General features: G+C 33.3%; 21 protein-coding genes, 1 tRNA gene and 1 other annotated feature. All 22 genes read left to right on the top strand.

The window, feature by feature from the left end:
• The first annotated feature begins 7 nt into the window (after nucleotides 1-7).
• The 22 genes from ispD to fusA all read left to right on the top strand — a co-directional run bounded on the left by ispD (nucleotide 8) and on the right by fusA (nucleotide 23,067).
• Nucleotides 8-682 carry a 2-C-methyl-D-erythritol 4-phosphate cytidylyltransferase gene (gene ispD / locus HCG76_RS07150; RefSeq protein ID WP_221699454.1) on the top strand — a complete coding sequence of 225 codons (675 nt, stop codon included), beginning with the start codon at nucleotides 8-10 and terminating at the stop codon, nucleotides 680-682.
• A gap of 337 nt (nucleotides 683-1,019) precedes the next feature.
• A complete protein-coding gene (locus HCG76_RS07145; RefSeq protein WP_221699455.1) occupies nucleotides 1,020-2,729 on the top strand; it encodes a proline--tRNA ligase in 1,710 nt (569 codons plus the stop codon).
• A gap of 32 nt (nucleotides 2,730-2,761) precedes the next feature.
• On the top strand, nucleotides 2,762-4,162 hold the full coding sequence (gene cysS, locus HCG76_RS07140) for a cysteine--tRNA ligase (RefSeq protein ID WP_221699456.1): 1,401 nt from the start codon (nucleotides 2,762-2,764) through the stop codon (nucleotides 4,160-4,162).
• Between the two features lie 237 nt (nucleotides 4,163-4,399).
• On the top strand, nucleotides 4,400-4,822 hold the full coding sequence (locus HCG76_RS07135) for a Mini-ribonuclease 3 (RefSeq protein WP_221699457.1): 423 nt from the start codon (nucleotides 4,400-4,402) through the stop codon (nucleotides 4,820-4,822).
• 14 nt (nucleotides 4,823-4,836) lie between these two features.
• Complete coding sequence (rlmB, locus tag HCG76_RS07130) at nucleotides 4,837-5,703, top strand: 23S rRNA (guanosine(2251)-2'-O)-methyltransferase RlmB (protein WP_221699458.1); 867 nt, start codon at nucleotides 4,837-4,839, stop codon at nucleotides 5,701-5,703.
• Between the two features lie 23 nt (nucleotides 5,704-5,726).
• On the top strand, nucleotides 5,727-6,236 hold the full coding sequence (locus tag HCG76_RS07125) for an NYN domain-containing protein (RefSeq protein WP_221699459.1): 510 nt from the start codon (nucleotides 5,727-5,729) through the stop codon (nucleotides 6,234-6,236).
• A gap of 35 nt (nucleotides 6,237-6,271) precedes the next feature.
• A complete protein-coding gene (sigH, locus tag HCG76_RS07120) occupies nucleotides 6,272-6,919 on the top strand; it encodes an RNA polymerase sporulation sigma factor SigH (protein WP_221699460.1) in 648 nt (215 codons plus the stop codon).
• 78 nt (nucleotides 6,920-6,997) lie between these two features.
• Nucleotides 6,998-7,073, top strand: a tRNA-Thr gene (locus HCG76_RS07115).
• Nucleotides 7,074-7,137: 64 nt separating this feature from the next.
• Complete coding sequence (tuf, locus tag HCG76_RS07110; RefSeq protein ID WP_221719004.1) at nucleotides 7,138-8,331, top strand: elongation factor Tu; 1,194 nt, start codon at nucleotides 7,138-7,140, stop codon at nucleotides 8,329-8,331.
• Nucleotides 8,332-8,506: 175 nt separating this feature from the next.
• Nucleotides 8,507-8,656, top strand: a complete 150-nt coding sequence (rpmG, locus tag HCG76_RS07105) for a 50S ribosomal protein L33 (RefSeq protein WP_042402281.1) — start codon at nucleotides 8,507-8,509, stop codon at nucleotides 8,654-8,656.
• 50 nt (nucleotides 8,657-8,706) lie between these two features.
• Nucleotides 8,707-8,943 (top strand): preprotein translocase subunit SecE, encoded by a 237-nt coding sequence (secE, locus tag HCG76_RS07100; RefSeq protein ID WP_195468533.1) that lies wholly within the window; start codon nucleotides 8,707-8,709, stop codon nucleotides 8,941-8,943.
• A 39-nt stretch (nucleotides 8,944-8,982) separates the two neighbouring features.
• A complete protein-coding gene (gene nusG, locus HCG76_RS07095; RefSeq protein ID WP_221699461.1) occupies nucleotides 8,983-9,504 on the top strand; it encodes a transcription termination/antitermination protein NusG in 522 nt (173 codons plus the stop codon).
• Nucleotides 9,505-9,586: 82 nt separating this feature from the next.
• Nucleotides 9,587-10,012 carry a 50S ribosomal protein L11 gene (rplK, locus tag HCG76_RS07090; RefSeq protein ID WP_042402288.1) on the top strand — a complete coding sequence of 142 codons (426 nt, stop codon included), beginning with the start codon at nucleotides 9,587-9,589 and terminating at the stop codon, nucleotides 10,010-10,012.
• A 61-nt stretch (nucleotides 10,013-10,073) separates the two neighbouring features.
• On the top strand, nucleotides 10,074-10,763 hold the full coding sequence (rplA, locus tag HCG76_RS07085; protein WP_133017083.1) for a 50S ribosomal protein L1: 690 nt from the start codon (nucleotides 10,074-10,076) through the stop codon (nucleotides 10,761-10,763).
• A gap of 45 nt (nucleotides 10,764-10,808) precedes the next feature.
• Nucleotides 10,809-10,940 (top strand) — a sequence feature (ribosomal protein L10 leader region).
• A gap of 36 nt (nucleotides 10,941-10,976) precedes the next feature.
• Complete coding sequence (gene rplJ, locus HCG76_RS07080) at nucleotides 10,977-11,480, top strand: 50S ribosomal protein L10 (protein WP_221699540.1); 504 nt, start codon at nucleotides 10,977-10,979, stop codon at nucleotides 11,478-11,480.
• 33 nt (nucleotides 11,481-11,513) lie between these two features.
• A complete protein-coding gene (rplL, locus tag HCG76_RS07075; RefSeq protein WP_005212821.1) occupies nucleotides 11,514-11,879 on the top strand; it encodes a 50S ribosomal protein L7/L12 in 366 nt (121 codons plus the stop codon).
• 328 nt (nucleotides 11,880-12,207) lie between these two features.
• Complete coding sequence (rpoB, locus tag HCG76_RS07070) at nucleotides 12,208-15,915, top strand: DNA-directed RNA polymerase subunit beta (protein ID WP_221699462.1); 3,708 nt, start codon at nucleotides 12,208-12,210, stop codon at nucleotides 15,913-15,915.
• 21 nt (nucleotides 15,916-15,936) lie between these two features.
• Nucleotides 15,937-19,473, top strand: a complete 3,537-nt coding sequence (gene rpoC, locus HCG76_RS07065) for a DNA-directed RNA polymerase subunit beta' (protein ID WP_221699463.1) — start codon at nucleotides 15,937-15,939, stop codon at nucleotides 19,471-19,473.
• 151 nt (nucleotides 19,474-19,624) lie between these two features.
• The gene (locus HCG76_RS07060; RefSeq protein WP_221699464.1) at nucleotides 19,625-19,864 is read left to right on the top strand and encodes a ribosomal L7Ae/L30e/S12e/Gadd45 family protein; all 240 of its coding nucleotides are present in this window, start codon (nucleotides 19,625-19,627) and stop codon (nucleotides 19,862-19,864) included.
• Nucleotides 19,865-19,919: 55 nt separating this feature from the next.
• Complete coding sequence (rpsL, locus tag HCG76_RS07055; RefSeq protein ID WP_133016968.1) at nucleotides 19,920-20,297, top strand: 30S ribosomal protein S12; 378 nt, start codon at nucleotides 19,920-19,922, stop codon at nucleotides 20,295-20,297.
• Between the two features lie 155 nt (nucleotides 20,298-20,452).
• Nucleotides 20,453-20,923 carry a 30S ribosomal protein S7 gene (gene rpsG, locus HCG76_RS07050; RefSeq protein ID WP_032117019.1) on the top strand — a complete coding sequence of 157 codons (471 nt, stop codon included), beginning with the start codon at nucleotides 20,453-20,455 and terminating at the stop codon, nucleotides 20,921-20,923.
• Nucleotides 20,924-21,000: 77 nt separating this feature from the next.
• The gene (fusA, locus tag HCG76_RS07045) at nucleotides 21,001-23,067 is read left to right on the top strand and encodes an elongation factor G (protein ID WP_221699465.1); all 2,067 of its coding nucleotides are present in this window, start codon (nucleotides 21,001-21,003) and stop codon (nucleotides 23,065-23,067) included.
• The last annotated feature ends 158 nt before the right edge of the window (nucleotides 23,068-23,225 follow it).

Raw genomic sequence — 23,225 nt, 5'->3', positions numbered from 1 at the left:
AAATTTCATGATAAGTGCTATTATTTTAGCAGGGGGAAAGGGTAAAAGGATGAATGCTTCCGTAAGCAAGCAATTCATTGAGATAAAAGGAAAGCCTATTATTTATTATACAATTAAAAAGTTTAATGAAAATAAAAAAATAGATAATATAGTAGTTGTTTTATCAAAGGAAGAAGTAGAATATTTTAAAGAAAATATTTTAAAAAAGTATTCTCTTAAGGTTGATAAAATAATTATAGGTGGTAATGAAAGACAAGATTCTGTATATAATGGATTAAAAAGTTTGGAAAATAGCAAAACTGATATAGTATTAATTCATGATGGTGCAAGACCATTTCTTTCAGATAGAATAATAAATGATGGAATAAAGTATGCATCTGTTTATGGAGCATGCGCGCCAGGTGTAATGCCTAAAGATACTATAAAAATCAAAGATGAAAGAAATTTTTCAATAAAAACTCCTAATAGGGAAGATTTAATGGCGATTCAAACACCACAAGTTTTTAAATTTAATGAAATTTTTGAGTGCCATAAAAGAGTGAAAGAAGATAAAGTAATTGTTACTGATGATACAATGGTATCAGAAATGTATGGATATAAAGTATATCTTTATGATGGTGAGTATACTAATATTAAGGTTACAACCCCAGAGGATTTAATTTTAGGAGAAAAGCTTGTTTAATTTCAATTTTATTATTATTGACAGAGTTTTTTCAAGATTATATAATTAATTAATCAAAAAAATATTACTTAAAGCAGTGATGAAGAATAGTAGAAATCGCCCTTTCAGAGAGAAAATCCGTAGGCTGTAAGATTTTCAATAGATTTTGAACCAGCTTTTGAGTTGTAGGTAAAAACTATCGGTTTAACACCGTTATCATTATTAAAGCACAAATTTAGGTGGTACCGCGGATATAAGTTCGCCCTAATTCTATATTAGGGGGAACTTTTTTTATAATTAAAATTATAAAGTAATGAATTAATAAAAATATTAAATAGACAGTCTGGAGGAAAAAATTATGAAAATGTCAAATATGTTAGTATCAACATTAAGAGAAGTACCAGCAGAGGCAGAAATAGATAGTCATAAGCTTATGCTTAGAGCAGGGATGATTAGAAAGATGGCTGCAGGGGTTTATAACTATATGCCAATAGGCTTAAAGGTTCTAAAAAATATTGAAGATATAGTTAGAGAAGAAATGAATGCAGCAGGAGCTCAAGAATTTTTAGCTTCAGCAGTATTACCAGCAGAATTATGGCAAGAATCAGGTAGATGGGATGTCTATGGAGATGAAATGTTTAGATTAAAAGACAGAAATAATAGAGATTTTTGTCTTGGACCAACTCATGAAGAAGTTTTTACTGATATTGCTAGAAATGAAATAAAATCATACAAACAATTACCAGTTAATCTTTATCAAATTCAAACAAAATATAGAGATGAAAGAAGACCAAGATTTGGAATTATGAGATCAAGAGAATTCATAATGAAAGATGCTTATAGCTTTGATAAGGATCAAGCAGGATTAGATGTATCTTATGATAAAATGCACGATGCATATGTAAAAATATTTAATAGATGTGGAATAGATGCAAAGTGTGTTGCTGCAGATTCAGGAGCAATTGGTGGATCAAATTCTGCTGAATTTATGGTTAAGTCAGAAGTTGGAGAAGATGATGTAGTATTCTGTAGCGCTTGTGATTATGCTGCAAATATAGAAAAAGCAGAAGCAACTCCAGAAAAGGCAGAAGTAGAAGAATTATTAGAAATGGAAAAAGTAGCTACACCAGATAGCAGGGGAATTGATGAAGTTTCTGATTTCTTAAAAGTATCGCCAAAGAAAACTGTTAAGCTTCTAATGTTTAACGTTGATGGAAAAATAGTAGGTGTAGTTGTTAGAGGTGATAGAGAAGTTAATGAAGTAAAGGTATCAAATGCAGCAAAAGCTTCAACTGATATAATAATGGCTTCTCATGAAGAGTATACTAATGCAACTGGTTGTGAAGTTGGGTTTGGTGGACCAGTAGGAATAAAGGTAGACTTATTATTAGTAGATGAAGAAGTTACTTATATGTATAACATGATAACAGGAGCAAATGAAACTGGATATCACTTAAAAAATGTTAACTATAGAAGAGATTTTGAAGGAACTGTAGGAGACTTTAGAAATATAGAAAATGGAGAAAAATGTCCTGAATGTGGTGCTGAAGTAACTATAGCAAGAGGAACTGAAGTAGGTCATATATTTAAATTAGGAACTAAATATTCTGAAGCTATGAATGCTACATTTATAGATGAAAATGGAAAGAATACTCCATTTGTTATGGGATGCTATGGAATTGGTGTTACAAGAACTATGGCTTCAATAATAGAACAACATCATGATGAAAATGGTATAGTATGGCCATTATCAGTAGCACCATATCATGTTTCTGTAATTCCAGTAAATATTAAAGATGAAGCACAAATGGAAATAGCTAATAAATTATATGAAGAATTAAGAAAAGCTGGTGTAGATGCTATATTAGATGATAGAAATGAAAGACCAGGAGTTAAGTTTAAGGATTCAGAACTTATAGGAATTCCAATGAGAGTTACTGTAGGTAAAAAAATAACTGATGGCGAAGTAGAATTTAAATTAAGAGATGGTGAAATGGAAGTAATAAAAATAGATGATGTTATTACGACTGTAAAATCTCAATTCGAAAAGAATAATATAAGATTATAGAATTTAAAAAATAAAAAAGGAGGTATTATTAAATGAAAATATATAATTCTTTAACTAGAAAAAAGGAAGAATTTATTCCGTTAAATCCAGGGAAAGTTAGCATGTATGTTTGTGGTCCAACAGTTTATAATTATTTTCATATAGGAAATGGTAGAACATTTATTGTTTTTGATACTATAAGAAGATACATGGAATATAGAGGATATGAAGTTAATTTTGTTCAGAATTTTACTGATATAGATGATAAGATGATAAACAAGGCCAATGAAGAGAATACGACTGTAAAAGAAATTGGGGATAAATATATTTGTGAGTATTATAAAGATGCTGACGGGCTTAATATTAAAAGAGCTACTACTAATCCAAGAGCTACAGAATATATTGATGAAATAATCAAGTTCGTTTCTGGATTAATAGAAAAGGGATATGCATATGAAGTGAATGGAGATGTTTACTTCAGAACTAAAAAGTTTGCAGGTTATGGTCAGCTTATAGGTCAAAATTTAGAAGATTTACAAGCTGGAGCTAGAATAAATGTTGATGAAAGAAAAGAAGATCCAATGGATTTTGCCATTTGGAAAGCACAAAAACCAGGTGAACCTGCTTGGGAATGTCCTTGGGGATTAGGAAGACCAGGATGGCACATTGAATGTTCATGTATGGCTAAAAATTTACTTGGAGATACAATAGATATACATGCTGGAGGTATGGATTTAGCATTCCCACATCATGAAAATGAAATTGCTCAAAGTGAAGCATTAACAGGAAGAAAATTTGCAAACTATTGGATGCATGCAGCATTTTTAAATGTTAATAATCAAAAAATGTCTAAGTCTTTAAATAACTTCTTAACAGCAAGAGATGCATTAAAGGAATATGATGCAGATGTAATAAGATTTTTAATGTTATCAGGACACTATAGAATTCAATTAAACTTTAGTAATGAATTATTAGAATCAGCTAAAGCTTCTATTGAAAGATTATATAATGCTATAGGAAACTTAGAAAATTTAATATCAGAAGTTAAAGTTGAAAAAATGAATGATGAGGAAGTTAAGTATTTAGAATCGTTAGATGCTTATAGACAAAGATATATTGAAAAGATGGATGACGATTTTAATACTGCAGATGCTATTTCAGTTTTATTTGATTTAATAAGAGATATTAATAGTAATATAGGAATTAATTCATCTAAGGAGTTATGTGAAAAGGCCTTAGAGTTAATAAGAGAATTAGGATTACCGTTAGGAATACTACAAAAAACAACTAAAGCAAACTTAGAGGAAGAAATTGAGGCTTTAATAGCTGAAAGACAACAAGCTAGAAAAGATAGAAATTTTGCTTTAGCTGATAAAATAAGAGATGATTTAAAGGCTAAAGGAATAGAACTTTTAGATACTCCACAAGGAGTTAGATGGAAAAAGATAGATTAATTTAATTAATTATTTAAGAATTAAGAGTTTAGAGTTGAGAGTTGAGAGTAAAGGCAGTAAAACTGGCTTTAAAATAAAAATAAAAAGCTGTTTTAGAAGCTTTATTCTTAATTCTTGACTCTTAATTTTTAATTATAAATTATTATATAAATAATTTAGTTAGATATTTATATATTAAAGATTTAAGGTTAGTATAATTAATGTACTGACTTTTAATCATACAATGAGGAGACAAATATGCTAAATGATTTTAGAGTAAAGGAATTTACTGAAAAAGAGGCTAGACTTTTAAATCCCCTTCAACTTGCTTTAATAGGAGATGGAGTTTATGAACTTTTTGTTAGAAATTCAATACTATCAAATAATCTTGAGTTAAGCGCTCATAAAATTCATGTTAAAGCAATTGGATACGTTAAGGCAAAAAGTCAAAGTACAATTATGCATGAAATAGAAGAATTTTTGACAGAAGACGAAAGTTACATATATAAAAGAGGAAGAAACGCTAAATCTGCAACAGTTCCTAAAAATGCAGATGTTAGAGACTATAGAATGGCAACAGGTTTTGAGGCCTTAGTCGGATACTTATATTTAATTGGTAATACAGAAAGATTAGAATTTATTTTTAATCATGCATTAAAAAGTGAGATAAATAATAAATAAGGAGAAATTATTTTATGGCGAAAAGAGAAAATCCAAGAAGAAGAGAAAGAGAATTTAATAAATTACAAGAAAAAGCTAATAGGGAACAAAGAAGAGAAAGAGCTTATGCTACACCAGCAAAAGAAACTAATATAGAAGCTTTAAGAGAAGATTTGATAATAGGAAGAAATGCGGTTATTGAGGCATTAAAAAGCGATAGAACTATTGAATGTATTTATTCTATTAAGGGTGATTTAGAAGGTTCAATAAAGGTTGCATTAGGGTTAGCTAAAGATAAAGGAATAGTAATCAAAGAAGCAGATAGAAGAAAATTAGATGCTATGTGTGAAGGATTAAATCATCAAGGAATTATTGCTAAAATTACTCCGTTTAAATATAGTGAAGTTAACGATATACTAGACTATGCTGATAAAAAAGGTGAAAAGCCATTTATAATTATATTAGATGAAATAGAGGATCCACATAACTTAGGATCAATTATAAGAACTGCAGAATTATGTGGTGTTCATGGAATAATAATACCAAAAAGAAGAAATGTTGGAGTTACTTCTACTGTATATAAATGTGCAGCTGGTGCAATAGAACATATGAGAATTGCAAAGGTTACTAATATAAATGCTACAATAGATATTTTAAAAGAAAGAGGAATTTGGGTTTATGGAGCTGATATACATGGAAAAGATTATAGCTATAATACTGATTTCTCAGGTCCATGTGCATTAATTATTGGTAGTGAAGGAAAGGGGATATCAAACTTAACTCTTAAAAAATGTGATTTATTAGTTAAAATTCCCATGGTAGGTAAAATTAACTCTTTAAATGCTTCAGTTGCAGGTGGTATAATGATGTATGAGGTATTAAAAGGTAGATTAACTAAATAGTTTAATACTAACAGAGGTTAAAAGTGAAATTTATTTTTATAGATGGATATAATGTAATAAATAGCTGGAGTAATTTAAAAAGAGAAAAAGAAATAAGTTTAGATAGTGCAAGACAAAAGCTAATTGATATTTTACATAATTATGGTGCAATTCATCAATGTAAAATTATGCTTGTATTTGATGGATACAGAGTAGCAGGAAATTTAGAGAATAAATATGAATACAATAAAAATCTTACAGTAGTTTTTACTAAAAGTGGAGAAACCGCGGATGCTTATATTGAAAGAGAAATACATAATATAGGAAGAAGGTTTGAAGTGTCTGTAGTAACATCAGACTCTTTAGAGCAACAAACTATATTTCAAAGAGGAGCAACTAGAATTTCTAGTGTAGAGTTTTATAATATGGTGTTTGATACATCTGAAGATATAAAAAGAACTAGCAGTAAGGTAAATCTATCATATAAGAGTACTGTACAAGACAATATTGATGAAGATATACTGAAAAAGTTAGAGGCTATGAGGCGTGGGTAAATATCAAAGGTGTTTTAGGAAATGGAGGGGGATTTGTGAATAACAAAGATTATTCAAAGGAAATAGCAGTTGAGTTTGATGGAAAAGAAGAAGAAGAAATAGTTATAGAGGCTAAAAATGGAGATGTGAGAGCACAAGAATATGTTATTTCTAAGTATGAAGGCTTTGTGAAAGCAAAATCTAGATCATATTTTCTAATAGGTGCTGATAAAGAGGATATTTATCAAGAAGGAATGATTGGTCTATATAAAGCAATTAGAGATTTTAATTATGAGAAATCAACAACATTTAAGGCGTTTGCTGAGTTATGTGTAACAAGACAAATAATAACTGCAATAAAAACAGCAACAAGACAGAAGCATATACCTTTAAATACATATATTTCTCTTAATAAACCAGTATCAGAAGATGATTCAGAAAGGACTCTTTTGGATATACTTTCTAGTATGAAGATTAGTGATCCAGAGGAACTTGTGATAGGTAAGGAAGAAAAGGCTCAAATAGAAGATGCTATTTCAAGAGTTCTTTCAGATTTAGAAATGGAAGTATTACAATCTTATTTAGATGGTAAGTCTTATCAAGAAATAGCCTGTGATTTAGATAGACATGCAAAGTCTATAGATAATGCACTTCAAAGAGTTAAGAGAAAGCTTGAAAAGTGCCTTTCCGACAATAAACAATAATAGTAAAATAATATTGACAAAAAAAACAAATGATAGTAAACTTTATAATTGGTATATTAAAGTGCGAGCCACTTTAATGCTCGTGTAGCTCAGTCGGCAGAGCGTCGCCTTGGTAAGGCGGAGGTCGTCGGTTCAATCCCGATCATGAGCTCCATAGAGAATATAAATTAGTATGCAAACGCTAGGCAAAGTTTATTTAAAATAAGGAGGAATTTCAAATGGCAAAGCAAAAGTTCGAAAGAAGTAAACCACACGTAAATATTGGAACAATCGGTCACGTAGACCACGGTAAGACTACATTAACAGCTGCTATCACAACAGTATTAGCAAACAGAGGGTTCGCAGAAGCGTTCAACTATGCTGATATCGATAGAGCTCCAGAAGAAAAAGAAAGAGGAATCACAATCAACACAGCTCACGTTGAATACGAAACAGAAAGCAGACACTACGCTCACGTTGACTGTCCAGGACATGCTGACTACGTTAAGAACATGATCACTGGTGCGGCTCAAATGGACGGTGCTATATTAGTTTGTTCAGCTGCAGATGGTCCAATGCCTCAAACAAGAGAGCACATACTACTAGCTTCAAGAGTTGGTGTTGACTACATCGTTGTTTTCTTAAACAAAGCAGATATGGTTGACGATGAAGAATTATTAGAATTAGTTGAAATGGAAGTTAGAGAATTATTATCTGAATACAACTTCCCAGGAGATGACATTCCAGTAATCAAAGGATCAGCTTTAAGAGCATTAGAAAACCCAACAGATCCAGAAGCAACAGCTTGCATCATGGAATTAATGAACGCAGTAGATAGCTATATCCCAACTCCAGAAAGAGCAACAGATAAGCCATTCTTAATGCCAATCGAAGACGTATTTACAAACACTGGTAGAGGAACAGTTGCAACAGGAAGAGTTGAAAGAGGAGTTCTTCACGTATCAGACGAAGTAGAAATCGTTGGATTAACAGAAGAAAAGAGAAAAGTTGTTGTTACAGGAATCGAAATGTTCAGAAAGTTATTAGATGAAGCACAAGCTGGAGATAACATCGGAGCATTATTAAGAGGTGTTCAAAGAACTGAAATCGAAAGAGGTCAAGTTTTAGCAAAAGTTGGATCAGTAAATCCACACAGCAAGTTCGTAGGTCAAGTATACGTACTTAAGAAAGATGAAGGTGGTAGACATACTCCATTCTTCGATGGATACAGACCACAATTCTACTTCAGAACAACAGACGTTACAGGATCAATCAAATTACCAGAAGGAATGGAAATGGTTATGCCTGGAGACCACATCGATATGAACGTTGAGTTAATCACTCAAGTAGCTATGGATGAAGGTTTAAGATTCGCTATCAGAGAAGGTGGAAGAACTGTAGGTTCAGGAGTTGTTACTTCTATAATAGAATAGTAAAAGTTTTACTTAACATATATAAGGACTGGGTTAGTTTACCTAGTCCTTTACAAAGCTAATATTATTGACATAATATCGGTTTTGTGGTAAGGTGTTTAAGTAATTAACGAAATAGATAACACAATATCATATAGACTTATATAATTATTTGGATAAACTGGAGGTGCAGACTGTGAGAGTTAAGGTAACATTAGCATGCACAGAGTGTAAGCAAAGAAATTACAACACAATGAAAAACAAGAAAAACAACCCAGACAGAATGGAAATGAATAAATATTGCAGATTCTGTAAAAAACACACACAACACAAAGAAACTAAATAGTTCGCTTTAGAGTGATGACACATACTCGCAATAGTTAAGGATGTGAAGTAATGGCTATTAAAGAAAATGTAAATGTAAATATTAATACTAAGACTTCTGAAAAAAGAGGGATTTCTAAGTTTTTTAGAGAGCTTAAGGCAGAGGTTAAAAGAATAACTTGGCCTTCTAAAGATGACACAAAAAAAGCGTTAATTGCAGTAGGCGTAGTCGTACTAATATATATTGTATTAGTAGGCGGGTTAGATTATATTTTTACAAACCTCTTTAAATTGATTTTTAAACTATAATGAAGGAGGTTTAGGTGAGGTTTCTCATCTATAGTAAATATGAGTGAAAGAGCTAGATGGTATGTAGTACACACATATTCAGGATATGAAAATAAGGTTAAAGCTAACCTTGAAAAAACTATAGAAAATAGAAATCTTGAGCATTTACTTCTTGATATTCAAGTTCCTATGGAGGAAGTTGTTGAAGAGAAAGATGGAAAGCAAAAGGTTTCTTTAAAGAAAAAATTCCCAGGATATGTGTTAGTTAAGATGCTAATGACTGATGAGTCATGGTATGTGGTTAGAAACACAAGAGGTGTAACAGGATTTGTTGGACCAGGTTCTAAACCAGTACCTCTTACTGATGAGGAAGTAGAATCAATGGGTGTTGTTGAAATGCCGATTGATATTGACTTAGAAGTAGGAGAAAGTGTAAGAGTTATCTCAGGACCGCTAAGAGAATTCGTAGCAATAATCCAAGAGATAAGTGTTGAAAAACACAAGATAAAAGCTTTAATAGATATGTTCGGCAGAGAAACATTAGCTGAACTAGATTTTAACCAAGTTGAGAAATTAGTTTAATATATTATATATAAAACTAATGTTTTTAATTAAGTGGGAGGACAAAAAAGTCCGTATTACCACAGTATAGGAGGAATAGTAAATGGCTAAGAAAGTAACAGGAATGATTAAATTACAACTTCCTGCAGGTAAGGCAACACCAGCACCACCAGTAGGTCCAGCATTAGGGCAACACGGTGTTAACATTATGGGATTCTGTAAGGAGTTTAACGCAAAGACTGCTAATCAAGCTGGATTAATAATACCAGTTGTTATAACAGTATACCAAGATAGATCTTTTAGTTTTATCTTAAAGACTCCTCCAGCTGCAGTTCTAATTAAGAAAGAATTAGGATTAGAAAGCGGATCAGGAGTTCCAAATAGAACAAAGGTTGGAACATTAACTAAGGATCAAGTAAGAAAGATCGCTGAATTAAAGATGCCAGACTTAAACGCTGCAACAATCGAAACTGCTATGAGCATGATCGAAGGTACTGCAAGAAGTATGGGTGTTACAATAGCAGAGTAATTCTGAGTTTTTTTAAAATGTGGGAGGTAAAAACCGCTAAAACCACGAAGGAGGCATAACAATGGGAAAGAAATATGTTGAAAGTTCAAAATTAGTTGATAAGAACGTTTTATACACACCAGCTGAAGCATTAGATTTAGCTGTAAAAACTGCAAAAGCTAAGTTCGATGAAACAATCGAATTACACGTAAGATTAGGGGTAGACCCAAGACACGCTGACCAACAAGTTAGAGGAGCTGTTGTTCTTCCAAACGGAACTGGTAAGACTGTTAAAGTTTTAGTATTCGCTAAAGGTGCTAAAGCAACAGAAGCTCAAGAAGCAGGAGCAGATTTCGTTGGAGCTGAAGAATTAGTTCAAAAGATCCAAGGTGAAAACTGGTTCGATTACGATGTAGTAGTAGCTACACCAGATATGATGGGTGTTGTTGGTAGATTAGGTAGAGTTTTAGGACCTAAGGGATTAATGCCAAACCCAAAATCAGGAACAGTTACATTTGATGTTGCTAAAGCTATAGCTGACATCAAAGCTGGTAAGGTTGAATATAGAGTTGATAAAACTGCTATCGTTCACTGCCCAATCGGAAAAGCTTCATTTGGAGTTGAAAAATTACAACAAAACTTCCATGCTTTAATGGATGCTTTAGTTAAGGCTAAACCAGCTGCTGCTAAGGGACAATACGTTAAATCAGTATCTGTTTCAAGCACAATGGGACCTGGAGCTAAAATTAACCCAACAAAAGTTTTAGATTAATATTGACATAGTGAAATTTGCATAGTATAATAAATTTCGTTGTGAAAAAAGAGAATACTGTTTCCGTAGACAGTAGGTGCCGTAAGGTTTAAAGTAATCGCCTGCCTAGGATAACTAGATAAGTGATTGTTTATTTGGTCTTCCTATGTCTATGGGAAGACCTTTCTTAATATATATTACAGTTAATAACTGTGAGGAGGTGGACACACAGTGATAAAGAAGAACAGACAAATTAAAGAAGCTAAAGTAGCTGAAATTAAAGAGAAGTTAGAAAAAGCTCAAGGTATAGCATTAGCTAATTACCAAGGTTTAACAGTTGAAGAAGATACAATGTTAAGAAAGAGCTTAAGAGAAGCTGGTGTTGAATATAAAGTTTACAAAAACTCATTAGTAACATTAGCAGCTAACGAATTAGGTTTAAGTGATTTAGAACAATATTTAGAAGGACCAGTTTCTATAGCATTCGGATACGAAGATGCTACTGCTCCTGCTAGAGTATTAAATAACTTCGCTAAGGACCACAAGAAGTTAGAGTTAAAAGCAGGTGTTGTTGACGGTATTGTTTATGACAAGGCTGGAGTTGAAAAACTTGCAACAATCCCATCAAAAGAAGTTCTTATTGCAAAACTTCTTGGAAGCTTCAAAGCTCCATTATCAAACCTTGCATACTTATTAAATGCAATTAAAGAAAAAAAAGAATCAGAGTCAGCTGAATAATAAACTGATAAAAATTTTGGAGGTGCAATTAAAATGACAAGAGAAGAAATCATTCAAGCTATAAAAGAAATGACTGTTTTAGAATTAAACGAATTAGTAACTGCTTGCGAAGAGGAGTTTGGTGTTAGCGCTGCTGCTCCAGTTGCTGTTGCTGGTGGAGCTGTTGCAGGTGCTGCAGCAGAAGAAAAGACTGAGTTCGACGTAGTATTAGCTAACGCTGGTGCTAACAAGATCAAAGTTATCAAAGTTGTTAGAGAAATAACTGGATTAGGATTAAAGGAAGCTAAAGAAATAGTTGACGGAGCTCCTAAGACATTAAAAGAAGCTGTTTCTAAAGAAGAAGCTGAAGACATGAAAGCTAAATTAGCTGAAGTTGGAGCTGAAGTAGAAGTTAAGTAATTTCTTAACTTAATATAAAAAAGGTGCTTTATAGCACCTTTTTTATTGCCTAAATAGTTTTTTATGGAATAAAAAACTATAATTTGAAAATACTATTATATTGATAAAATACAAATAAAATGTATGTATATAAAAGTATTGACAAAGAAAAATTGATATGTTACTATCATAAAATGTACTATTCATTATGGATAATTATATATTCTTGCGAAAATGAGTATAATCAGTAAAAAAGTGGTTATACTATAACGTGATGCTCTCCGAAAGCATAGGTCCTTAGGGAAATTATGCTTTTGGTTATTTTACTTTAAACAAGGGGTGAAAATTCATGGTACATCCTGTCCAAGTCGGAAAAAGAACTAGAATGAGCTTTGCTAAGGTTAAAGATGTAACCGAAATGCCAAACTTAATCGAGGTACAATTAGATTCTTACGAGTGGTTTTTAAGAGAAGGGTTATTAGAAGTATTTGATGACGTAAACCCTATTTCAAACTTTACTGGTAATCTAGTACTTGAGTTTGTAGACTATAAACTTGATATGGATAATATTAAGTACTCAGTGGAAGAGTGTAAAGAAAGAGATTGTACTTACGCGGCTCCACTAAAAGTGTCAGTAAGACTGACAAACAATGAAACAGGAGAAATAAAAGAACAAGAAGTGTTTATGGGCGATTTCCCATTAATGACTGAACAAGGAACTTTTATTATTAACGGTGCTGAAAGAGTTATAGTAAGTCAGTTAGTTAGATCTCCAGGTGTTTACTATAGTAATACTGTTGATAAGAGTGGTAAAAAGCTATTTTCATCAACTGTTATTCCTAACAGAGGTGCATGGTTAGAATATGAAACAGATTCTAATGATGTTATTTATGTTAGAATTGATAAGACTAGAAAATTACCAATTACAATTTTAGCTAGAGCTATGGGTTATGGAAGTGACCAAGAGCTTTTAGACTATTTTGGTGAAGAAGAAAGATTTAAAGCAACAATAGAAAAAGATAACACTAAAACTAAGGAAGAAGCTTTACTTGAGATTTACAAGAGATTAAGACCAGGTGAACCACCAACAGTTGATAGTGCTGTATCTTTAATTGACTCTTTATTCTTTGATGCAAAAAGATATGATTTATCAAGAGTTGGTAGATATAAATTTAACAAAAAATTAGCTATTAATCTTAGATTAATAAATCAAATAGCAGCAACTGATATTATAAACCCTTCAACTGGAGAAATAATGGTTGAACAAGGTGAAAAAATAAGCAGAGCTATGGCCTCTAACATACAAAATGCAGGGATAAACTCTGTTGATATTTTAGTAGAAGATAAAGTATTAAGAGTAATAGGAAATCATTTCGTTGATTTAGAAAAAGTTTTACCTTTTGATGTTAGTGATTTAAACATAAGAGAGGCTGTTCATTATCCTACTTTAATGGAAATCCTAGAAAACTATGATGATGAACAATCTATAAAAGAAGAAGTTAAAAAGAACATAACTAGATTAATACCTAAGCATATTGTAAGAGATGATATATTTGCAACAATAAGCTACGAGTTAGGATTAGCTTATGGTGTTGGATATACTGATGATATAGACCATTTAGGTAATAGAAGATTAAGATCTGTAGGTGAATTACTACAAAATCAATTCAGAATTGGTTTATCAAGAATGGAAAGAGTAGTTAAAGAAAGAATGACTATTCAAGACCAAGAGGCAATTACTCCTCAAATGTTAATAAACATTAGACCAGTAGCTGCAGCTATAAAAGAATTCTTTGGTAGTTCACAATTATCACAATTCATGGATCAAACGAATCCACTTTCAGAATTAACACATAAGAGAAGATTATCTGCATTAGGACCAGGAGGACTTTCAAGAGAAAGAGCTGGTTTCGAAGTAAGAGACGTTCACCACTCACATTACGGTAGAATGTGTCCTATAGAAACTCCAGAAGGACCAAATATAGGATTAATCAACTCACTTGCAACATATGCAAAAGTTAATGAATATGGATTTATAGAAACTCCATATAGAGTTATTGATAAAGAAACAGGAAAAGCTACAGATGAAATAAGATACTTCACAGCTGATGAAGAAGATTTATACTTAATTGCACAAGCAAAGGAACCTATTGGTGAAGATGGAAGATTCGTTGACAGTAGAGTTACTGTTAGACATAAGCATGACATATTACAAGTTAATGCTAAAGACGTAGATTTAATAGACGTTTCACCAAGACAAATAGTTTCAGTTGCAACAGCGATGATACCTTTCCTTGAAAATGATGATGCATCTAGAGCACTTATGGGAGCAAACATGCAACGTCAAGCAGTTCCACTATTAAAGCCACAAGCACCTATAGTTGGTACAGGAATAGAGTATAGAGCAGCAGCTGATTCAGGAGTATTACCTAAAGCTAAAAATTCAGGTACTGTTGTATATGTAAGCTCTTCAGAAATCAGAGTTAAGAGAGACGTTGATGGAGGAATTGACACATATAAATTACTTAAATTCAAGAGAAGTAACCCGGGTACTTGTATCAACCAAAGACCTTTAGTTGATAAGGGTGAAATTGTATTTAAGAACCAAGTTTTAGCTGATGGACCAGCAACTGACCTTGGAGAAATCGCATTAGGAAAGAATATCAGAATGGGATTCATCACATGGGAAGGTTATAACTACGAGGATGCTATGCTTATCTCTGAAGAATTAGTAAGAGAAGACGTATTTACTTCTATTCATATTGAAGAATATGAATGTGAAGCTAGAGATACTAAGCTAGGACCAGAAGAAATAACAAGAGATATTCCAAACGTAAGTGAAGATGCTCTTAAGGATATAGATGAAAGAGGAATAATCAGAATCGGGGCTGAAGTTAGATCAGGAGATGTACTTGTAGGTAAAGTTACACCAAAGGGAGAAACTGAATTAACAGCTGAAGAAAGATTATTAAGAGCTATATTTGGAGAAAAAGCTAGAGAAGTTAGAGATACTTCTTTAAGAGTTCCACATGGAGAAGCTGGTATTATCGTTGACGTAAAAGTATTTACAAGAGAAAACGGCGATGACTTAAATCCAGGTGTTAACGAACTTGTAAGATGTTATATAGCTCAAAAGAGAAAAATATCTGTTGGGGATAAGATGGCAGGACGTCATGGTAACAAAGGGGTTATTTCTAGAGTTTTACCAGAAGAAGATATGCCATTCTTACCAGATGGTAGACCACTACAAATTTGTTTAAATCCACTAGGGGTTCCATCACGTATGAACATCGGTCAGGTATTAGAAGTTCACTTAGGTTGGGCTGCAAGTGCATTAGGATGGCACATTGCAACACCTGTATTTGATGGTGCAACAGAAAAGAACATTGAAGAATGTTTAGAAAAAGCTGGATACAATGCAAACGGAAAGACTGTATTATACGATGGAAGAACTGGAGAACCATTTGATAATGAAGTTACAGTTGGTATAATGTATATCTTAAAGCTTGCTCACTTAGTTGATGATAAGATCCATGCTAGATCAACAGGTCCATACTCACTAGTTACTCAACAACCACTTGGAGGTAAAGCTCAATTTGGTGGTCAAAGATTCGGAGAAATGGAAGTTTGGGCATTAGAAGCTTACGGTGCAGCTCATACATTACAAGAAATCTTAACAGTTAAGTCAGATGACGTTGTAGGTAGAGTTAAGACATACGAAGCAATAGTTAAGGGTGAAAATATCCCTGAACCAGGAGTTCCAGAATCATTTAAGGTTCTTATAAAAGAACTTCAAGCTTTATGCTTAGATGTTAAAGTTTTAAATGAAGATAACGAAGAAGTTAAATTAAAAGAATTCTCAGATGATGATTCTGAAGAATTAGAAGTAAATATCGAAGGAACTGAAGAAGTTGTTCCAGAACAATTCACAGGTGATGATAGTTACACAACTAATGATGAGGAAATTGAAGAAGATATAGATTATGAATCATTTACTTTAGAAGGTTTCCATGAAGAAGAATTAGAATTAGATGATTTCGTTAATGACGAACACTAAAATTGAAGGGAGGATATACCCTTGTTTGAATTGAACAATTTTGATGCTATACAAATTGGTTTAGCTTCTCCAAGCCAAATTAGAGAATGGTCTAGAGGTGAAGTTAAGAAACCTGAAACAATTAATTATAGAACTTTAAAGCCAGAAAGAGATGGTCTATTCTGTGAAAGAATATTTGGACCAATGAAAGACTGGGAATGTCATTGTGGTAAATACAAGAGAGTTAGATACAAAGGTATTGTTTGTGACAGATGTGGAGTTGAAGTTACAAAAGCTAAAGTAAGAAGAGAGAGAATGGGGCATATTGAACTGGCTGCCCCAGTATCTCATATTTGGTACTTTAAAGGAATTCCATCAAGAATGGGATTACTTTTAGATATGTCACCAAGAGCTTTAGAAAAAGTTCTTTACTTTGCTTCATATGTAGTTATAGACCCTAAGGAAACATCACTATTAAAGAAACAACTTTTAAGTGAAAAAGAATATAGAGAAGCTGTAGATAAGTTTGGAGAAGAAAGTTTCGTAGCTGGAATGGGTGCAGAAGCTGTTCAAGAGATCTTAGGAGAAATAGACTTAGAAGCAACTTCAAGAGACTTAAAAGAAGAGTTAAAGACTAGTAGTGGTCAAAAGAAAGTAAGAATCATAAGAAGATTAGAAGTAGTTGAATCTTTCAGAAAATCAGCAAATGATCCAAGATGGATGGTTATAAACGTAATTCCTGTTATTCCACCAGATTTAAGACCAATGGTTCAATTAGATGGAGGAAGATTTGCAACATCTGACTTAAATGATTTATATAGAAGAGTAATTAACAGAAATAACAGATTAAAGAAGCTTTTAGATTTAGGAGCTCCTGATATAATTGTTAGAAATGAAAAGAGAATGCTTCAAGAAGCTGTTGATGCTCTTATAGATAATGGTAGAAGAGGAAGACCGGTTACAGGACCAGGTAATAGACCTTTAAAATCATTATCTGATATGTTAAAAGGTAAGCAAGGTAGATTCAGACAAAACTTACTTGGTAAGAGAGTTGACTATTCTGGTAGATCAGTTATCGTTGTTGGACCAGAATTAAAAATGTACCAATGTGGTTTACCAAAAGAAATGGCTTTAGAGTTATTCAAGCCTTTCGTAATGAAAAAGTTAGTTGAAGATGGTGTTGCTCACAACATAAAGAGTGCTAAGAGAATGGTTGAAAGAGTTAATGATCAAGTATGGGATATACTTGAAGAAGTTATTACTGATCATCCAGTTTTACTTAACAGAGCACCTACTCTACATAGACTAGGAATTCAAGCATTCCAACCTGTATTAGTTGAAGGTAGAGCAATAAAACTTCACCCATTAGTATGTACAGCATATAACGCCGATTTCGACGGTGACCAAATGGCTGTTCACGTACCTTTATCTGTTGAAGCACAAGCAGAAGCAAGATTCTTAATGCTTGCAGCTAATAATATTATGAAACCTTCAGATGGTAAGCCAGTATGTGTACCAACACAGGATATGGTTTTAGGATCATATTATTTAACAATGGATAAGGAAAACGCTAAGGGAGAAGGAATGTGTTTCTCATCAGTTGATGAAGCTATAATGGCTTACAATGTTGGAGAAATTGCTATTCATGCTGCAATTAACGTTAGAATGTTTAAAGAAGTAGATGGAGTAGTTAAGCACGGTGTAATTAAAACTACAGTAGGTAAAATTATATTCAATGAATCTATTCCTCAAGACTTAGGATATGTTAATAGAGAAAATCCAGAAACAGAATTTGATCTTGAAGTTGATTTCTTAATAACTAAGAAGACTTTAGGTAAATTAATAGATAAGTGTTATATAAAACACGGTCCTACTAATACATCAATAATGTTAGATAAGATCAAAGCATTAGGATACCACTATTCATCTATCGGTGCTGTAACAGTTGCTGCATCAGATATGATAGTACCTGAAGCTAAGTATGAATTACTTAGAGAAGCTGAAGAAACAGTTGAAAAGGTAGAAAAGATGTATAAGAGAGGATTCATATCTGAAGATGAAAGATATGAAAAAGTTATTGAAAAATGGAGTAAAACTACAGAAGATGTTGCCAATGCCCTAATGGATAGCTTGGATAAATTCAACCCAATATTCATGATGGCTGACTCAGGAGCCAGAGGATCTAAGGCCCAAATCAAGCAATTAGCTGGTATGAGAGGACTTATGGCGGCTCCATCAGGTAAAATCATCGAATTACCAATCAAGGCTTCATTCAGAGAAGGTCTTGACGTATTAGAATACTTCATTTCAACACACGGTGCGAGAAAAGGTAATGCAGATACAGCACTTAAGACTGCCGATTCAGGTTACTTAACAAGAAGACTTGTTGACGTATCACAAGACGTTATCGTAAGAGAAGAAGACTGTGGTACTGATAGAGGATTAATTGTTGCTGAAATTAAAGAAGGTAACGAAGTAATCGAAGGATTAGCAGAAAGATTATACGGAAGATATACTGCAGAGGATATTATTGATCCTGAAAGCGGTGAATTATTATTAGCAAAAGATCAATATATTGAATCTCATATGGCTGATAGAATTACAGCTGCAGGAGTTAAGAAGGTTAAAATAAGATCTGTCTTCACTTGTAACTGTAAAGTAGGTGTTTGTGCTAAGTGTTATGGTATGAACATGGCTACAGCTCAAAAGATTAATATAGGAGAAGCTGTTGGTATAATAGCTGCTCAATCAATCGGAGAACCAGGTACTCAGCTTACAATGAGAACATTCCATACTGGTGGTGTTGCTACAGGTGCGGATATCACTCAAGGTCTTCCTAGAGTTGAAGAATTATTTGAAGCTAGAAAACCAAAGGGTCTTGCTATAGTTTCTGAAATTGCAGGTACTGTAAGAGTTGAAGAAACTAAAAAGAAAAAGACTGTATATGTAATGGGAGCTGACGGAGAAGAACGTAGCTATGACATTCCATTTGGTTCAAGATTAAGAGTATCCGATAATGATGTTATCGAAGCAGGAGATGAAATTACAGAAGGTTCAGTTAACCCTCATGATATAATGAATATTAAGGGTGTTGAAGGTGCTAGAAGATACTTACTTTCTGAAGTTCAAAAAGTTTATAGACTTCAAGGTGTTGATATTAATGATAAGCACTTAGAAGTAGTTGTTAGACAAATGACTAGAAAAGTAAAAGTTTCTGATTCTGGAGATACAGAGTTATTACCAGGTACAATGATAGATATGTTTGACTTTGAAGAAGAAAATTCAAGAGTAAGAGAATTTGGTGGAGAAGAAGCTAAGGGTGAAATGGCGTTATTAGGTATAACAAAAGCAGCTCTAGCAACTGATAGTTTCTTATCAGCAGCTTCATTCCAAGAAACAACAAGAGTTCTTACAGAAGCAGCTATCAAAGGTAAAATTGATCCATTAATAGGATTGAAAGAAAATGTTATTATAGGTAAGTTAATTCCAGCTGGAACAGGTATGATGAGATATAGATCTGTGAAGCTTGATGTACCAGGGGAAGAAGCTGAAGAAGATAATATTGATACAATAGAATAATACAATGCAATTTTATTGACATGTGTATGCTTAAATGATAAAATACGAATTGTGTGATTTTAAAGCTACACTACAGTATGATTGTCTACATGATTTATGGAGGCATCCTGTATAGCATGCCTCTATGAACTTTAATTAAGGAGGGGGATTCATGTTAGACAGAATTGTAGTAAAAAAAGTAATTGGAATAAAACAATGTACTAAATTGCTGAAAAGTGGTGAAGGCAAAGTTTTATATGTAGCTAAAGATGCAAATGCTAAGTTGATTTCTCCAATAATTCAACTAGCAAAAGAGAAAAACATTGATATTGTAGAGATAACTACAATGAAGGAACTTGGGAAAATAAGCGGAATTGATGTTAAATCATCAGCGGTATTGACCCTAGAATAATAAATTAGTGTTTATCTTATTTTATATAGATAAATAAATTTCAGGAGGTGAAGAAATGCCAACTATAAGCCAATTAGTAAGAAAAGGTAGAAAGACTGTTGTTAACAAATCAACAGCACCAGCACTAAACGAGTGTCCACAAAGAAGAGGAGTTTGTACAGTTGTTAAAACTACTACTCCAAAGAAGCCTAACTCAGCGTTAAGAAAAATTGCGAGAGTAAGACTTACAAATGGATTCGAAGTTACTGCTTACATCGGTGGTGTAGGTCACAACTTACAAGAGCACAGCGTTGTTCTTATAAGAGGTGGTAGAGTTAAGGACCTTCCTGGTGTTAGATACCATATCGTAAGAGGAGCACTAGACTGTGCTGGAGTAGCTAACAGAATGCAAGGAAGATCTAAATACGGTGCTAAGAGACCAAAGCAAAAATAGTTTTCTAAACTAAGACAGTGCTTATCTTCGGCATTTACATAGACTAGAAATTTTACATAAGTTTATATAGATGTAAGAAGCGAAGCACTTTACGGTAATTAAAAATTACCGAGTACCTATGAATTAAATTTAAAATTGTTAAGGAGGGAAGAAAAGTGCCAAGAAAAGGATTTATCGCAAAAAGAGATGTATTACCAGATCCAATGTACAACTCAAAAGTTGTTACTAAGTTAATAAACAACGTAATGGAAGATGGTAAAAAAGGAGTAGCACAAAAGATTTGCTACGAAGCGTTTGAAATTATGGCGCAAAAAACAGGCAAAGATGCTTTAGAAGTATTCGAAGAAGCTATGAACAATGTTATGCCTTTATTAGAAGTTAAAGCTAGAAGAATAGGTGGTGCTAACTACCAAGTTCCAATCGAAGTTAGACCTGAGAGAAGACAAACTTTAGGTTTAAGATGGATATTAGCTGCTGCTAGAAAAAGAGGCGAAAAAGTTATGGCTGAAAGATTAGCTGGAGAATTATTAGATGCAGCTAATAATACTGGAGCTGCTGTTAAGAAGAGAGAAGATACTCACAAAATGGCAGAAGCAAACAAAGCATTCGCTCACTACAGATACTAATATTACAAAAACTGTTTTGGCTTATGCCAAAACAGTTTTGTCGAATATAAAATTACTCATTGAGAGGAGGACATACAATGGCTAGAAAATATCCATTAGACAAATTCCGTAACTTCGGAATAATGGCTCATATTGATGCTGGTAAAACAACAACAACTGAGAGAATATTATTCTATACGGGAAAAACTCACAAAATCGGTGAAACACATGAAGGTGCTTCACAAATGGACTGGATGGTTCAAGAGCAAGAAAGAGGTATAACAATCACTTCTGCTGCAACAACTTGTTTCTGGGAAGGTCACGAATTAAATATCATCGATACTCCAGGTCACGTAGACTTCACAGTTGAAGTTGAAAGATCTTTAAGAGTTCTTGACGGAGCTGTTACAGTTCTAGATGCTAAGAGTGGGGTTGAACCACAAACTGAAACTGTTTGGAGACAGGCAGATAAGTACGGCGTACCAAGAATGATATATGTTAATAAGATGGATGCTACAGGAGCTGACTTCTACAGATGTATAAACACTGTAAGAGATAGATTAAAGGCTAATGCAGTTCCAATACAAATACCAGTAGGTTCTGAATCAGAATTCAAGGGTATGATTGACTTAATAGCTAACCACGCTATCATAACTTATGATGATTTAGGTACAGATGTAAGAATTGAAGAAATTCCTGCAGATTTAGCTGATCAAGCTGAAGAATACAGAATGGCTATGATTGAAGCAATCGCTGAAACTGATGAAACGTTAATGGAAAAATACCTTGAAGGTGAAGAATTAACTGAAGAAGAGTTACACGCTGCTTTAAGAAAAGCTACAATAGCTAACGAAATAGTTCCATGTATCTGTGGTTCTTCATACAAGAACAAAGGGGTTCAAGAAATGATCAACGGTGTTGTTGCTTACTTACCATCACCATTAGACATTCCTGCAATCCAAGGAACAAGCTTAGAAGGAGAAGAAGATTCAAGAGAAGCTTCAGATGAAGCTCCAATGTCAGCTTTAGCATTCAAGATCGCAACTGACCCATTCGTTGGTAAACTTGCTTTCACAAGAATCTATTCTGGTGTTATGAACAGTGGTTCATATGTTCTTAACTCTACAAAGGGTAAGAAGGAAAGAATAGGAAGACTTGTTAAGATGCACGCTAACACAAGAGAAGAAGTTGAATCATTAGAAGCAGGTGAATTAGGAGCAGTTATCGGATTAAAGAACACTACAACTGGTGATACTTTATGTGATGAAAGCGCACCAATTATACTTGAATCAATGGAATTCCCAGAACCAGTTATATCTGTAGCTATCGAGCCAAAGACAAAAGCTGGTCAAGAAAAGATGGGATTAGCTTTAGCTAAGCTAGCTGAAGAAGATCCAACTTTCAAAACTTGGACTGACCAAGAAACTGGTCAAACAATCATCGCTGGTATGGGTGAATTACACTTAGATATCATCGTTGATAGATTACAAAGAGAATTCAAAGTTGAGTGTAACGTTGGAGCTCCTCAAGTTGCTTACAAAGAAACTATCAGATCTGCTGTTAAAGCAGAAGCTAAGTATGCTAAGCAATCAGGTGGTAAGGGTCAATACGGTCACGCTGTAATTGAAATGGAACCAACTGAAGGAGAATACAGCTTTGAAAATGCTATCGTTGGGGGAGCTATTCCAAAAGAATACATTCCTGCAATTGATGCTGGTATTCAAGAAGCTGCTAAGAACGGTATAATAGCTGGATACGAAGTTATTAACTTCAAAGTTAAGTTAGTACACGGTTCTTACCACGAAGTCGATTCATCAGAAATGGCATTCAAGATTGCTGGTTCTATGGCATTCAAGAACGCTATGCAAAAAGCAAGCCCAGTATTACTTGAGCCAATGATGAAGGTTGAAGTAACTGTACCAGAAGAGTACATGGGAGATGTTATCGGTGATATCAACTCTAGAAGAGGTAGAATGGAAGGAATGGAAGCTGTTAACGGAGCTCAAGTTATAAGAGCATACGTTCCACTAGCTGAAATGTTCGGATATGCTACAGCTTTAAGATCTAGATCTCAAGGTAGAGGTAACTACTCAATGGTATTCGATCACTATGAAGAAGTACCAAAGAGCATCCAAGAAGAAGTTGCTGGAAAGAGAGCTAAATAGTTTATAATTTTGTAATAATTTTTTGTAATGTTATCCATAATATATTTATGGGTAGCATTGCAGAAATTAATATATATATTAATTAATTAAAAAATAATTTAAATTTATAATAAAGAACAAATTTAGAATTTTATAATATACTTAAAATTCAAAAAAAA

It is taken from the genome of Clostridium sp. K13, assembly GCF_019734195.1.
Classification (GTDB): Bacteria; Bacillota; Clostridia; order Clostridiales; family Clostridiaceae; genus Clostridium.
This window is presented reverse-complemented; position numbering and strand designations above follow the sequence as displayed.